The 14,716-nt window shown below is 70.1% G+C and carries 11 protein-coding genes; 2 read left to right on the top strand and 9 right to left on the bottom strand.

Going from position 1 to position 14,716, the window contains the following annotated elements; genetic code table 11:
* The first annotated feature begins 61 nt into the window (after positions 1–61).
* Positions 62–490 (top strand): DUF2147 domain-containing protein, encoded by a 429-nt coding sequence (locus tag J2W22_RS20405; RefSeq protein WP_307120114.1) that lies wholly within the window; start codon positions 62–64, stop codon positions 488–490.
* On the top strand, positions 487–3,069 hold the full coding sequence (mprF, locus tag J2W22_RS20400) for a bifunctional lysylphosphatidylglycerol flippase/synthetase MprF (RefSeq protein WP_444875421.1): 2,583 nt from the start codon (positions 487–489) through the stop codon (positions 3,067–3,069). Before J2W22_RS20405 ends, mprF begins: the two co-directional genes overlap by 4 nt.
* Before the next feature lie 103 nt (positions 3,070–3,172).
* Here mprF and J2W22_RS20395 read toward each other — a convergent pair whose 3' ends face one another.
* The 9 genes from J2W22_RS20395 to J2W22_RS20355 form a co-directional block, all read right to left on the bottom strand.
* A complete protein-coding gene (locus J2W22_RS20395; protein WP_307120112.1) occupies positions 3,173–4,321 on the bottom strand; it encodes a glycosyltransferase family 2 protein in 1,149 nt (382 codons plus the stop codon).
* Between the two features lie 212 nt (positions 4,322–4,533).
* The gene (locus J2W22_RS20390; RefSeq protein WP_307120111.1) at positions 4,534–6,915 is read right to left on the bottom strand and encodes a TonB-dependent receptor; all 2,382 of its coding nucleotides are present in this window, start codon (positions 6,913–6,915) and stop codon (positions 4,534–4,536) included.
* Complete coding sequence (locus J2W22_RS20385) at positions 6,902–7,864, bottom strand: FecR family protein (protein ID WP_307120110.1); 963 nt, start codon at positions 7,862–7,864, stop codon at positions 6,902–6,904. Before J2W22_RS20385 ends, J2W22_RS20390 begins: the two co-directional genes overlap by 14 nt.
* 33 nt (positions 7,865–7,897) lie before the next feature.
* On the bottom strand, positions 7,898–8,533 hold the full coding sequence (locus J2W22_RS20380) for an RNA polymerase sigma factor (protein ID WP_307120109.1): 636 nt from the start codon (positions 8,531–8,533) through the stop codon (positions 7,898–7,900).
* The gene (locus J2W22_RS20375) at positions 8,490–10,082 is read right to left on the bottom strand and encodes an ArnT family glycosyltransferase (RefSeq protein ID WP_307120108.1); all 1,593 of its coding nucleotides are present in this window, start codon (positions 10,080–10,082) and stop codon (positions 8,490–8,492) included. The genes J2W22_RS20380 and J2W22_RS20375 overlap by 44 nt, the downstream gene beginning before the upstream one ends.
* 223 nt (positions 10,083–10,305) lie before the next feature.
* Positions 10,306–11,655, bottom strand: coding sequence for a glycoside hydrolase family 28 protein (locus J2W22_RS20370; RefSeq protein ID WP_307120107.1), 1,350 nt, complete (start codon positions 11,653–11,655; stop codon positions 10,306–10,308).
* Positions 11,656–11,721: 66 nt separating this feature from the next.
* Positions 11,722–12,126: a hypothetical protein gene (locus tag J2W22_RS20365; protein WP_307120106.1), complete on the bottom strand. Its 405-nt coding sequence runs from the start codon at positions 12,124–12,126 to the stop codon at positions 11,722–11,724.
* A 102-nt stretch (positions 12,127–12,228) separates the two neighbouring features.
* Positions 12,229–12,843 carry a ParB-like protein gene (locus tag J2W22_RS20360; RefSeq protein ID WP_307120105.1) on the bottom strand — a complete coding sequence of 205 codons (615 nt, stop codon included), beginning with the start codon at positions 12,841–12,843 and terminating at the stop codon, positions 12,229–12,231.
* A complete protein-coding gene (locus J2W22_RS20355) occupies positions 12,836–14,440 on the bottom strand; it encodes a SulP family inorganic anion transporter (RefSeq protein WP_307120104.1) in 1,605 nt (534 codons plus the stop codon). Before J2W22_RS20355 ends, J2W22_RS20360 begins: the two co-directional genes overlap by 8 nt.
* Positions 14,441–14,716: the final 276 nt, after the last annotated feature.

Below are 14,716 nucleotides of genomic sequence, written 5' to 3'. Positions count from 1 at the left end.
AGCGGACAGCCGCGCCTAGCTAGAGCTGGCCGCGACAACGGACCAACAGAGGGAATTCGACATGCGCTTCGGCAAGATCCTGGCCGGCATCGGCCTCGCCGCCACGGTGCTGGGCACCGTTCAGGCCTCCGCCCAGGCCCCGGTCGCCGCCGCATCGACCGGCGTGGTCGGCACCTGGGTCAACCCGCGCGGCACCGTCAAGGTGCAGACCGGCGCCTGCGGCGACAAGCTGTGCGGCTGGGTGGTCTGGGCCAATGCCGAGGCGCAGCAGGACGCCAAGGACAGCGGCGTCGCCAAGCTGATCGGCACCGAACTGCTCCAGGACTATCACCCCACCGGCAACGGCAAGTGGCAGGGCCGGGTCTTCGTCCCCGACATGGGCCAGACCTTCTACTCGAAGATCGAGCAGCAGGGCCCGAACAGCCTGAAGATCAGCGGGTGCATCCTCGGCGGCTGGATCTGCAAGTCGCAGGTCTGGCAGCGCGGCTGAGCGCCGTGACCCTGCGCCCCGCCCACAGGACCGCGCTGCAGGTCGGCGCGGTGATCGGCATCGTCGCGCTCGCCTTCGCGGCCTTGCGCGGCCTCCTCCACGAAGTGCGCTGGCACGACGTCCGCATCGCCTTCCACGCGATCGGCGCCTGGCAGATCGCCGCCGCGCTGGCGCTGACCGCCGGCAGCTATGCGATGCTGACCCTGTACGACGTGCTGGCGCTGCGCATCATCGGCCGGACCTTGCCCTATCGCACCGCCGCGCTCGCCTCGTTCACCAGCTATACGCTCAGCCACAATCTCGGCTTCGCGCTGCTCACCGGCGGATCGGCGCGCTACCGCGTCTATCACGCCGCCGGGCTCGACACCGCCGACGTCGTCAAGGTGATCGCCACTGCGAGCATCACCTTCTGGTCGGGCGTGGTCGTCATGGCCGGCGCCGCGCTTGCGCTGCACGGCGGCGGGCTAGAGCTTGCCGGCTTCACCATTTCCGCCAGCATCCAGCGCGGGATCGGCATCGCCATCCTGGTCGCTACCCTCGGCGTCCTCGCGCTGCTGCGCGGCCCCGCCCGCGAAGTGAAGCTGTGGCGCTGGCACTTCCGCGCGCCCAGCCTGCCCCAGGCGCTCGGCATGATCGCCACCTCGGCGATCGACCTGGCCCTGGCCAGCGCCGCGCTGCTGGTCCTCGTCCCCGGCGCCGGCCTCCACGCCTTCCCCGCCTTCTTCCTCGGCTATGCCCTGGCGATCATCGCCGCGCTGGTGACCCACGTCCCCGGCGGCGTCGGCGTGTTCGAGGCGGTGATGCTGGCGGTGCTGCCCGGTGCCGACCCCTCACGCATCCTCGCGGCGCTGATCCTCTACCGGCTGATCTACTACGTCCTCCCGCTGCTCGTCGCCGCCGCCCTGCTCGCGGTGCACGAGCGCCGCCAGCTGCGGAAGCCGCTCGCCGCGATCCGCGCCGTCGGACTCGCCATGCACGGCCTCGCCCCGACCTTCCTGGCGGCTTTGGTCTTCGTCGGCGGCATCGTCCTGCTCGTCTCGGGCTCGCTCCCGGCGATCCCGGCCCGCCTGCGCGACCTCCACGCCTTCGTCCCCCTGCCGTTCGTCGAGGCCTCGCACATCGCGGCGAGCCTGGCCGGCACCGCGCTGCTGCTGATCGCCCCTGCGCTCTATCGCCGGCTCGATGCCGCCTTCCATCTCTGCCGCACGCTCCTGCTGGCCGGCGCGCTGTTCTCGCTGGTCAAGGGCGTCGACTATGAGGAAGCGGCGATCCTGCTGGTCATCGCCGGGCTGCTCCAGCTCTCGCGCACCGCCTTCTACCGCAAGACCGCGCTGACCAGCGCGCTCACCGGCCGCGCCCTGGTCTCGGTCGCGGTCGCTGCCGGCCTCGCCACCTGGATCGGCTTCTTCGCCTTCAAGCACGTGCCCTATCAGGACGATCTGTGGTGGGAGTTCGCCTGGCGCGGCGACGCCTCGCGCTTCCTGCGCGCCAGCTTCGCCACGGCAGTCGCGCTCACCTGCGTCGCGGTCACCCAGTGGTTCGGCTATGCCCAACCGAAGCGCGAGGAGCATGCCCCCGATACCGAGCTGCCGCGCACCGCCCTGGTCCATGCCAACCGCACCGACGCGTTGCTCGCCTATGCCGGCGACAAGCGCTTCCTCCGCTCGGAGAGCGGCGAGACGCTGCTGATGTACCAGGTGCAGGGCCAGAGCTGGATCGTGATGGGCGATCCGGTCGGCCCCAAGGAGGAATGGGGCGACCTGCTCTGGCGTATCCGCGAGATGGCGGATGCGGCGCAGGGCCGGCTGCTCCTCTACCAGATCTCGGCCGAGGCCCTGCCGATCGCGATCGACCTCGGCCTCCAGCTCGTCAAATATGGCGAGGAAGCCCGCGTCTCCCTGCCCGGCTTCTCGATGGAAGGCTCGGAGAAGCGCTCGCTACGCCATTCCGAGCGCCGCGCCGCGCGCGAGGGCGCCAGCTTCGAGATCGTCCCCGCCGCCGAGGTTCCCGCGCTGATGCCCGAGCTGCGCGCCGTCTCGGACGCCTGGCTGCAGGACAAGGGGCATGGCGAGAAGACCTTCTCGGTCGGCCGGTTCGACCCTGCCTATCTCGCCCGCTTCGATTGCGCGCTGGTCCGCCAGCACGGCCACATCGTCGCCTTCGCCAATATCTGGGCGACCGAGAATCGCGAGGAGCTGTCGGTCGACCTGATGCGCCACCTCGCCGAGATGCCCTATGGCACGATGGACTATCTGTTCGTCCAGCTGATGCTATGGGGCCGCGACCAGGGCTATCGCTGGTTCAACCTCGGCATGGCGCCGCTGTCGGGCATCGAATCGCGCCGCCTCGCGCCGATGTGGGCGCGGATCGGGGCGCTGCTCTATCGCCACGGCGACGCCTTTTACGGCTTCGAGGGCCTGCGCGCCTACAAGGACAAGTTCTCTCCGGTCTGGACCGCGCGCTACATCGCGGCGCCCCCAGGGCTGGGACTGGCCCGCGGGATGATCGACCTGCAGACGCTGGTGGGCGGAAGCTCGCGGAGCGCGGCGCTCAGGAAGCGGCTGCGGCTGGTGGCGTAGCCAAATACCAGTTCCCCGGCGAAAGCCGGGGCCCAGGGTTTCTCTGCCGACTCGCTTGTGACCCTGGGCCCCGGCTTTCGCCGGGGAACTGGAAGGTGGCGACCTAGTACCGCCCCCACACGAACCGCGACGATAGCGCGAAATTCCACACCGCCGCCACCGCGATCCCGGCCAGCGCCGACAGCCGCCAGTCGCCGTGCTGGACATTATGCAGGAACGTCGCGACGCCGACATTCGCCGCGGCCCCCGCACCGCACACCACGCAGAAGCGCGCCCAGCCGCGTAGCAATTTTCCCGCGCCCTTCAGCCTTTGCTCGCGATAGGTCAGCGCATTGTTGAGCAGGAAGTTGAAGGTCATCGCCGCTAGCACCGCCAGCATCGTCGCACCGACAAAGGTCCAGCCGAACCCGCAGAACAGCGCCGCCAGCACCGCGAAATGCACCGCCGCGCCCAGCCCGCCGATCGCCGAGAACATCGCGAAGCGCACCGGCACGACCTTGCCGAACATCCGGTCGTACAGCGCGATCAGATATTCCATCGCCACGACATGATCGAGCTTGCTCTCGCCCAGCGCCCGGGTGCGGAACACATAGGGCAGCTCGCGGAACTTCAGCGGCCGCGGCGAGGCGGTCATGATGTCGAGCAGGATCTTGAAACCGATCGCCGAGAGCCTGGGCACCAGCTCGCGCACCACGCCGGCGCGGATCATAAAGAAGCCGCTCATCGGGTCGGACAGGTCGGCCTTGAGCACATGGCGCGAGAGCCGGGTCGCCAGGGCGGACTTGGCCACCCGGTCGTCGTCCCATTCGCCGGTGCCGCCGCCCACGACGAAGCGCGATCCGATCACCAGGTCGAGGCCGGCATCGCCCGCCAGCGCATCGAGCATCCTGGGCAGCAGCGTCTCGTCATGCTGCAGGTCGCCGTCGATCACCGCGACGATCGGCGCGGCGGTAGCACACATCCCCTCGATGCACGCGCTGGAAAGCCCCCGCCGGCCGATCCGCTGGATCACCCGCACGCGCGGATCGCGCAGGCCGAGCGCCCGCGCCGCATCGGCGGTGCCGTCGGGGCTGTCATCGTCGACGAAGATCGCTTCCCAGTGCCGTCCGGCCAGCGCCGCATCGAGCTTTTCGATCAGCAGCGGCACATTGGCGCGTTCGTTGAAGGTGGGGATGACGACCGCGAGTTCGAGGGCGGTGCCGGGGGCGACGCGAGCGAACCGTGCGATCTCGCTGTCGAGGAAGAGCTTCATGCGATCCCTTTATGGGCCCGGTTTGTCGGGTCCCGAATGGGCCCCGGGAGGGGTACGCGCCGGGGCACAGATACGCATGGCGCGGCCCTCCCGGGGGTCGAGACATGCCATCGATGCCGGGGGACGACGCTCGTGGCTTGCCTCGGGGGCATGGTTGAGACGGAGCAGGTGTGGCGATCCCGCAACGCCGCGCGAAAAAATTTCGGAAAAGGTCAGAAGCCGATTTCGACGCCCAGCCGCACGGTGCGCGGGCGCAGCGGCGTGACCTGCTTCTCGTCGCGGATCAGCAGCGGCGAGCCCAGCGCGAAGCGGTTGCCGCGGGTGTCGAACAGGTTGGTGGCGGTCAGCGTGATCGCCCGCCGCCCATGCTCCAGGCGGAGCTCCATGCCGGTATCCACATAATCGCCCTGCGGCCGGCCGAGCACCGGGCCGATGCCCAATGTCGAGCGGCCGACATAGCGGAGATAGGAGCTCGCGGAGAACTCTACAGCGTCGCCCAGCGCGTGGCGATAGGCCGCGCCGAGCCGTCCGCTCGCATCGGCGACATTGGGCAGCCGGTTGAAGTCCGATGGCCCCTCTGCCAGCGGGAACACCGCTTGCGAGGGATCGGTGACCTTGCTGTCGTTCAGGTAGAGCGAACCGTCGAGGTCGAGCCCGGGTAGCGGCTGCCAGCGCACCGCCACGCCGAGCGACAGCACCCGCCCGTCGCCGATATTGGCGGTGGTCGGGAAGCCGAAGCCGTCGATCAAATCGGCCTGGATGCTGGTCCACCAGGTCATCGAGGCGTTGGCCGATACCGAAAGCCCGCTCTCGGTATAGCGCCCGCCCGCCTCGACGGTGGATAGCCGGTCGCCCTGGAAGCGCTGGATCACGTCGCGGCGCACCGCCAGGCCGCCCGGGCGGAAACCCTGCTCGAACCGGCCGAACAGGGTCAGCCCGTCCGCGGGCCGCCAGGCGATCGCGGCGGAGGGCAGGAAGCGCGTCTCGGTGCGTGCCGCGCGGGCGCGCGGATCCTCGCGAAAGGCGAGATAGCGGTCCACATCCTCCGAATTGCCGGTCAGATGTGAATTGGTCAGCCGCCCGCCCGCGGTGATCGTAACGCCGCGCACCGGCTCGATCGTGCCCTCGCCATAGAGGGTCGCCTCGTCGACGCTGTTGCGCACGCCGGTCAGCGCCGCGCGCATCGCACCGAAATTGCGGTTCACTCGCCCGCGATTCTGCAGGAAGCTCACCCCGATCAGCCAGCCCGTACCGCGCGGCCCGCGGCGCGAGAGCCGCGTCTCGCTGGTCAGCATGCTGACCCGGTTGATCTGCCGATAGCCGATCAGCGGCGCGCCGACCGCCGGCAAGGGAAAGCCCTGGTTGATGTCGGCGACCGAGGCACCGGCGAACACTTCCGACACATATTGCCTCGCATAAGCCGCGGCCGAGCTCAGCTCCAGGTCGCCCCAATGCTTGCGGACGACGAACTCGCCCAGCCAGAAGTCGTTCTTGAAGGGCTGGGCGATCGCGCTCGATCGGGTGAGCCCGTCGCCTTCGCCATCCGAATATTGCGCGTCGCGGCCCTCGATGCTCTGGCCGACGCCGCCCAGGTCGAAGGTCCAGCCGTCGAGGTTCCAGCGCAGCGCCACGCGGCCGCCGGTGGTGCGTACGCGGTTGACGTCGTTGAGGCCGCGCTCGCGGTCGTCGATATAACCGCCGTCGAGCGCGCTGAAGACGAGCGCGCGCAGCGCCACATCGCCTTCCTTGATCGGCACGTTGACGATCCCACCGACGTCCCAGCCCGGCGCGCCATGCTCCGTGACCGAGCCGCCGCCCCAGACCTGGCCGCCGCTGGCAAACAGGTCCGGCACGCGCGGCACCACGCGGACCACGCCGCCCAGCGATCCGGCGCCATAGAGCGTGCCCTGCGGTCCCTCGAGCACTTCGACCCGGCCGATATCGTAGAGCTTCAGGTCCGGATCGGGCGCGCTGTAGGTGATCCGGCTGTTGCCCCAATATTGCCCGACGGTCGCCTGGGTCGGGCCGACGAAGCTCGAATCGGCGATGCCGCGGATGAACAGCTTGTTGCGCCCCGGCCCGAGATGGGTGGAGGCGAGGCTGGCCACCCGGTTGGCGATCACGTCGCTGCCCTGCCCGCCTTCGGAGACGGGGATATCCTCGCCCTCGACGATCTGGACGCCGCCCGGATAGGCCTTGAGCGGGATGTCGCGCTTGCTGCCGGTGACCAGGATCTCGGCCGGCGGGGCATCGGGCTCCTCGGGCGGCGGCGCAGGGCGCGGCTTGGGGCGCACCGGCGGCGCGCGCTCGATCAGCCAGGTGCCGGGCGCGACGCGGCGGGCACGGGCGTTGCTGCCCCTCAGCATCTCGGCCAGCGCGCCGTCGATGGTGTGCTTGCCCTTGACCGGGCGGACGGTGATCCCGCCGAGCCCGGGCTCGCGCAGGCCGATGCTGCTGCCGGTCTGGCGGCCGAGCGTGAACACCGCGGCGTCGAGCCGGCCTGCAGGCACGGAGACGCTGTGCCGCTTCTCCTGCGCCAGCGCGGGCGGAGCGGCCAGCAGCGCCAGCGGAAGGATCAGATCAGCGCGGCGCACCGTCGATCGTGTCCAGCATCCATCCATTGCCTGCGCGGGTCGCCCGGGTGCCGGTGAGCGCGGCGATGCGCTCGATCACGGCACCGGGGCCGCCCTGAGTCGAGATCGTGCCGGTGAACGGAATATCCTCCGTCCCCTTGCCCACCCGCAGCCGGACGCCGAGGTTGCGGGACACATCGGCCGCGACACGCTCCAGCGTCGCGTTGCGATAGACGAGCTGGCCGCCACGCCAGCTGCCGACATCGGTGGTGACGGTGCGCGTCACTTCGGGCTTCGCGCCGCCGGCCACGCTCAGCGCGTCGCCCGGCGTCAGCCGCACCGCATCGGCCTGGGGCTGGTAGATCACCGCACCCTCTGCCACCGATACGCGTAGCCCGGTCGCATCGCGCACCACGTTGAACACGGTGCCGGCATCCTCCAGCGTCACGTCGCCGGTCCTGACGATGAACGGGTCGGCGGCATCGTGGCGCACGGTGAACAGCGCCTCACCCTCGATCAGCTCGGCATGGCGCTTGTCGAGCATCGCGACGCGGGTGGCGCCGTTCAGCACCATCTTCGATCCGTCGGCCAGCGCGACCTCGCGGCGCTCGCCGGCGCGCGTGGCATATTCGATCCGCATGCCCGGGCCGCTGTCCAGGCTGGCCCAGCCGATCACGCCTGCCACCGCCGCGGCGATGGCGCCGCCCGAGATCAGGAACAGCCGCCGCGACGGGCGCGCCGTCACCGGCTCCGGCTCGACCACCGGCACCGTCACCGGCGCAGGCGGCAGGCTGAACAGCCCGGCCATCGCCTCGTCGGTCTCCAGCGCGGCGTTATAGGCGGCCAAATGCGCGGGATCGCGCTCCAGCCAGTCGGCGAAGCCGTCCCAATCGGCGAAAGCCGAGTCCTGCAGCCGGATCACCCACCCCCGGGCGTCCTCTGCCAGAATATCCGAAACCTGCCCGTTCATGCCCACCTCGCATCAACGACGGAGTCGACGCGCTCATTCCGCATCGAACTTGTCCTTCAGTTGCGCGAGGGCCCGATAGGCCTTCTGCAGATCCTTCTCCACGGAGCTCAAGCTTATCCCCAGTTCGCGAGCAATCGCTGCCTGGCCGAGCCCATCCAGCCGGTAGCGTCGGAAAACCTGATCGACTCGCGGCCCGAGCGCAAGCAGCGTCTGCTCCGCCTCGCGCAGCCGCTGGCGCGCGATCAGCACGCGCTCGCCCTGCGGCGAATCGTCGCTGTTGGCCAGGTCCTGCCATTCATGCTGGCGCCGGTCGCGGCTCAGCGAGGCGCGCTGGCGGTCGCGCAGCACATTCTCGGCGGCGCGGAAGAGGTAGGAAACCGGGTCGGCGACCGGCCGCGCCTCGGCGCCGGAAATCTTGTGCCACAGGTCCTGCAGCACGTCCTCGGCATCGTCCCCCGCCCCGCGCGCGGCAAGGAAGCGCAGCAGCCGCGGCCGCTCGCTCTCGAGCACGCGCTGCAAGCCGCTGGTCGACGCGAGAGAGGTCATGCCCGATGCCAAAGCATTGCGCGCTTCTCTTGCCAAGCCTTGGCTGAGAGATGGCGCAATTGCGGCGACGGAAAGGAGCTCAGGCACCGGGCCGCCGCCGATAGACGACTCGGTTGCGGCCACCCACCGGCACCTCCAGCGCAGGCGCATAGTCGCGCGCCAGCAGCCCGGTCATGTAGTCCAGAACCTGCGGATTGAGGTCGCGGTCCGGCCGGGTGTTGGCGACGACGAATTCGGGCCGCGCCGCCATGATCCGCTTCACCTCGGCCATCGGGTCGGCACCGATCGCCCGCGATTCGCGGGTCAGGCTCAGATGGCTCGGGAAGGGCCAGCGCGTCGGCAGGCAGCTGCCAGTAAGCCGGTAGAGCGCCGGCTCGCCGTCGAAGACGTACAGGCAGTCCTTCAGCTGCGGCCGGATGAAATCGGCCATCTGCTCGACCTGCGGCCCCCAGCCCCGGGAGCGGCGATTCTCGTTGACGATCTGGAGCGAGACCAAAGTGGCCAGCGCCATCATCGCGATGCCCGCCGGGATCCGCCAGCGCGTCCGGCCCGAGGCGAGCACCAGTCCCGCCGCGCCGTCGCCGAACCAGGCCGCGGCGAGCACGCAGAGCGGCGCGATCAGCGGCAGGGCATAATGGTCGAACCAGGTGCCGAACAGCAGCACGCCCGTGATCGCCGCGATCGCCCAGCCGTCGAGGAAGCGCCGCACCTCGTCGCTCGCCGGCCGCGCCATGCCGCGCCCCAGCCAGGCGGCGAGCCCGAGCGGCACCAGACAGGCGATCATCCAGCCGAGCCGCTTGAGCGCGATGCCCAGCCCGTCCGAGCTGCGCTCGAGGATCGAGAGGAAATTGGCCTGGACGAAGGCATCGCCCTGGCCGATCGAGACATACCAGCCCCAGGCAGCGAGCGTCGGCAGCAGCGCCGCGACTACCCAGGCCAGCGCCATCGCCCCCAGCATCGTCCAGCCGAGTCCGCGCTTGCGTCCCAGCCAGAGCAGCGTCAGCCCGAAGAACACGCCTTCGAACAGCGCGGTGTACTTCACCTGCATCGCCGCGCCGGCCAGCAGCATGACCAGCAGCCCGCCGGCAAAGGAGACCGCATCGAAATTCGGCCGCCGCACCACGCCGACCATCGCCCAGGCGCCGAGCGCGACGAACAAATTGTAGAAGACCGGCGACTGGCCGCCCTCGCCGCCGAAGATGCCGAGATAGAGGATATAGACCACGCCCGCCGCCGCCGCGCCGTGCGGGCCGGCAAGGTTGCGGGCGATCCGCGCGACCACCAGCGCGGTCGCCACCGCGAACAGCATCGCGACGATCTGGTATTCGAGCACCCCGGCGCCGCCGAGCAGCCGGATCGCGGCATAGATCAGGAACAGCCCGATCGGCTTGCGGTCCCAGATGTCCACATAGGGCAGCGCGCCGTGCAGCATCCGGTCGCCGGTGAGCAGGTAGAACTCGTCATCGACCTGCACCACCGGATTGCCGAACTGTGCCGCCCGCGCCGCCACCGCGACGACGAGCAGCAGCGCGGCGAGCAGCGCTGGATTGCCCGCCCAGGCCCGGGTCGCGGCAGCGAGCCGCGCCGTCCACGGCACATGCTCGGGCTCGACCAGGCGAAGCTGGCGGAAGGTAGAAGCCTCGGGCCAGGCCCGGGCTGGGGAACGCTGCATACTCACGACCCGACAAATGGCTGCAGGTCGTGACGGAGCCCCGGCGGCAATTCCGCAACGCGAACGCGATCAAGCGGGTGCGCGCGGCGATGGGTTGTCCGAATTGTTCCCCCTTCTTCGTCACCCCGGCCTTGAGCCGGGGTCCCGCTACCTCGAACCGGCCGAAGAAGCGGGATCCCGGCGCGAGGCCGGGATGACGGAAAGTTGAACCCTCAACCCCATCCTATCCCAGCCGATAGGGCCTCGCCGGCACGGGCACCGGCGCGCCCGGGGCCGGCTTCTCCAGCGGCACCGCACCCGCCAGCCCGGTCCCGGTGACGTCGAACAGGCTGAGCAGCGGCCCCGCTTGCCCGGTCACCGCGATGTCGCGCAGCTTCGCGCCCCGGACATGCGCCAGCGCGATCCCCTTGCCGCAGGTGCCGCGGATGCCGGCCAGCACCAGCCCCTCCAGCGGCCGCTCGGGATCGATCTCGCGGCCGTCGACCAGCATCGGCACGCCGTGCACCCGCACGTCCGAAAAAGCGAAGCGCGCCACCCTGGGCCGCCCCGCCAGTCCCTGCACCGGATATTCGTCCTGCTTGCCGCTGCTCAGGAAATTGAGCCGCAGGAAGCCCTGCCCCACGCCCGACACCTCCAGGTCGCGCATGACGATGTCGGTGATGAACGCCCCGCGCCCGGGCCGGCTCTTGATATAGACCGCATGCGTCTTCGCCCCGAGGAAGCGGCAGCGCTCGACCAGCACCCCGGCGATCCCGCCCGAGGTCTCGCTGCCGATGCCGATGCACGCCCAGTGCGCGTCGCGGAAGCTGCAGTCGGAGATGTGCACGTCGCGCGTCGGCCGGGCGATGCGGTTGCCCTCCTCGCCCCGGCCCGACTTGATCGCGATGCAATCGTCGCCGGTGTCGAAGCTGCACCGCTCGATCACCACCCGCTCGCAGGAATCGACATCGATCCCGTCCGCCCCGCCCTCGACCACCATGTCGCTGAAGCGCACGTCGCTGCAGAAGATCGGGTGGATCGACCACATCGCATTCTGCCGGGTGAAGACCTCGCGGACGTGGACGTGCCGGCACGAGACCAGTTCGATCAGCGCCGGATTGCGATTGCCGGTGGCGCGGTCGATCCGCGTGTCGATCGCCGGATTGCCGAGGATCCGCCCCTTGCCGGCGATGCCGAGATGCTCGGCATTCTCGGCGGAGATCAGGCCGATATGGCCCTTCACGAACTTGCCTTCCCAGCGCACCTGGCGGAGCGGATAATCGGCCAGGTCGGGCGAGCCGAGGATCGTCGCCCCCTCCCGCACGCGCAGCAGCGTGTTCGATCCGATCGCGATCGCGCCGGTCAGCCAGGTCCCGGGCGGCACCGCCACCTCGCCCCCGCCGAGCATCGCGCAGCGGTCGAGCGCCTGCTGGAAGGCGAGCGTGTCCTTGCCGCCATCGCCCTTCGCTCCGAAATCGCGCACATCGAGCGAGACGCCGCCGGCGGGAGCACCGTCACGCCCGGCCCATGCCGGCGGCACCGCACCCGCCACGCCCAGCCCGCCGGCCAGCTTCAACACCGCACGCCGTTCCATGCCCTCTCCTCTCGCTATCGGTGCCGAGCCTAGCGCATGACACCGGTAACATCGAGAGGGCGAAGCTCAACTACGCGGCGGCTTGGCGTACGGTACGAATTCGTCCAGCCCGACCCAGCCGGTCGTCATCCGGGTGCCGGTGTCGTAGAGCTTCACCACATCGATGCTGCACAGCTGCGAGGTGAAGGTCTCGGTCACCAGCACATCGGTCCAGTCGAGCGATTCCGCACCGCTCCTTGGCCGGTTCACATAGATGGTGCCGTTGTTCATCTCGTAGACGATCGCGGTACGGTCGATGATCCGCGAGGAGCGGATGTTGCGCAGCTGGATGCAATCCACGGGCTTTCCGGCGGTACGGCCGGCAATGGCCTTGGCGAGCTCGGCCTCGCCGTCACGCGGCGCCGCGGCGGCCGGCACGGCCAGCGCGGCGAGCAGCGAGGCGCCGAGCAGACTCATCGAGATCCTGTTCATGGCTCAGTCCTTTCGATCCCCCTTCAGGGGGATGACGGAGTATATAGGCTCGAACCGTATTTTTATCACCCACCAGGCACCGGAAATCCAGCGCCGCGCCGCTCAATCCTCGGGCCCCGACCAGCCCGGCAGATAGGCCGCATCCTTGTGCCGGGCGAGGTCGAGCGCGCGCCCCAGCGCCTCCTCGAAATCCCCGTCGAGCAGCTTCGCCGGGATGCGCCGCCGCAGGAAATCGGCCCAGAGGAACTCGGCATAGGGCGTCGGGTCCTTGGCATAGCCGCCGCCGCGGCGCAGCTCCCCGGCCAGCGAGCGCCAGGGATCGTCGAGCAGCCCGCGGACATGTTTGGGCAGGTGCCGGGAATCGAGCCGCCGCCCTTCCGGATCATAGGGATGGAGCCAGCCCCGGCTGTCCATGAAGGTGCGGAAGGCCCGCCCCGGCAGCTCGGAGAGGTCGGCGATCTCGCGGACGAACACCCGCTCGACACCCTCGTCGTGCAGCGCCCGGGCGAGATGATGCGCATCGACGATCCAGAACCGGTCCTTCGGCCCCTTCACCGCCGGGATCATGTGGCGGCCGAGGAACTCCGATCCATCGCGCTCCGCCCGCTCGCGCCAGTCGCGCCGCTTGCGGGCGACTTCGCGGAAGCCGACGGTGATCTGGGTCGGCCGCAGCGCGTCGATCGAGACGGGGCGGAGAAAGGGTTCGGGCTCACGCATCTTGGCTCTCCAGCCTGGCGGCCGCATCGGCCACGCTATAGTCGCTGCGCGCCGCCACCGATGCCGCGCCGGCGGCATGGAGCAGGTCGCGCACCCTATCGTGCATCCGGGCATAATGGACGCGGAAGCCCTTGGCCTGCATCGCCCGGTCGAAATCGAGCAGTGCGTCGAGCGCGGTGCTGTCGATGTCGATGCTCTCCTCCAGGCTGATCACCACGGCCCGTACGCCCGGCTGGGCGAGCGTGCGCGCGGCGATCTCGGCGAACATCCGCTCGGCATTGGCGAAGAACAGCGGCGCCGCCGGCCGCCAGATCGCAATGCCGGGGATCGGCCTGGCCTCGGGATGGCGATCGGCATCGACGAAGTTGTGGCTGTCCCCCAGTTGGCCGAGGCGGCCCAATTGGGCATTGCCGAAGCGCTGCACCAGGGCGGCGAGCGAGAGCAGGATCGCGCAGAGCATCCCGTCGAGCACGCCGAGCAGCAGCACGCCCAGCGCCGCGGCCAGCGCGATATATTGGTCGCGGTCGAGCGCCCATAGCCGCCGCAGCGGGCGCGGGTCGAGCGAATGGGCGAGCGCGGCGATCACCACCGCGGCCAGCACCGGCTGGGGCAGCAGCGCGACCAGCGGCATGGCGAACAGCACGAGGACGCCCAGCGCTGCCGCCGCGATCGCCCCGGCCACGCGCGATCCGGCGCCCGAAGCCTCGTTCGCCGCGCTTGCCGAGAGCCCGGCACCGACCGGCATGCCCTGGACCAGCGCCGCGCCCAGATTGGCGAGGCCGAGCGCGCGCAGCTCGCGGCCCGGATCCAGAATGTCGCCGTGCCGGAGCGCCAGCGCGCGCATCGTGCCCCAGCTCTCGGCGAGCAGGATCAGCGCCAGCGGCACGGCGAGCTGCGCCGCCTCCAGCATCCGGGCATAGGAAAGTGCAGGCAGCGCCAGCGCCTCCGGCGCCAGCACGATCGGCCCGACCACCGCCACGCCGTGTCCGGCGAGATCGAGCAGGCCCGATGCCGCGACGCCCGAGACCAGCACGATCAGCGCGCCCGGCACCATCGGCAGGCGGCGCAGCACCAGCAAGATCGCCAGCGCGACCAGCCCCACCGCCAGGCTCGGCCAGTGCCAGTGCGGCGCGGCCCGCAGCACCGCGATGCCGGTCTCGATCAGGTTGCCGGCGGGCGGGTGCGTGCCGGTCAGCACCGGCAGCTGCTTGACGCTGATCGTGATTGCCAGCCCGAAGGCGAAGCCGCGCAGCACCGGGTGCGAGATGAAGCCGGTCAGCCCGCCCAGCCGGCCCGCCCAGGCGAGCAGGAACAACAGGCCGGTGATCGCCACCGCGCTCACCATGAACAGCGTCCGCATCCCCTCCCCCGCCGGCAGCGTCGCCAGCGAGGCGGCAAGGATCGCCGCGGAGGAGGAGGTCGCGGAGACGATCGCGAAGCGGCTGCGCCCGGCCAGCGCATAGACCAGCGCCCCGGCAATCGCCGCGAGGATCGCATGCCCCGGCGCGACCCCGGCGATCGAGGCATAGGCCACCGCCTCGGGCAACATCAGCCCCGAAATGGCAAGCCCCGCAACGATGTCGGCACGAATCTTCAAAAGGCCCTCCCGAAGCCGGCCATGCTGCGCCCGGCCGCAGCGGATGGGAAGCCACCCAGCACATCCGTCACCCCGGCCTTGTGCCGGGGTCCACTATGCCGCACCGGAGATGCAGGAGCCTCTTGTCCAGAACGCGCCTCCCGGTGGGCCCCGGCACAAGCTTGTCCTGAGCGACGCCGCAGGCGGCGTCGAAGGGGCCGGGGTGACGAAATGAGGGGAAACCCGCCCTCCCGATCGTCATCCCCGCGAAGGCGGGGATCCAGGGTAGCGCAGTAC

The organism is Sphingomonas kyeonggiensis (genome assembly GCF_030812785.1).
GTDB lineage: Bacteria > Pseudomonadota > Alphaproteobacteria > Sphingomonadales > Sphingomonadaceae > Sphingomonas > Sphingomonas kyeonggiensis_B.
This window is presented reverse-complemented; position numbering and strand designations above follow the sequence as displayed.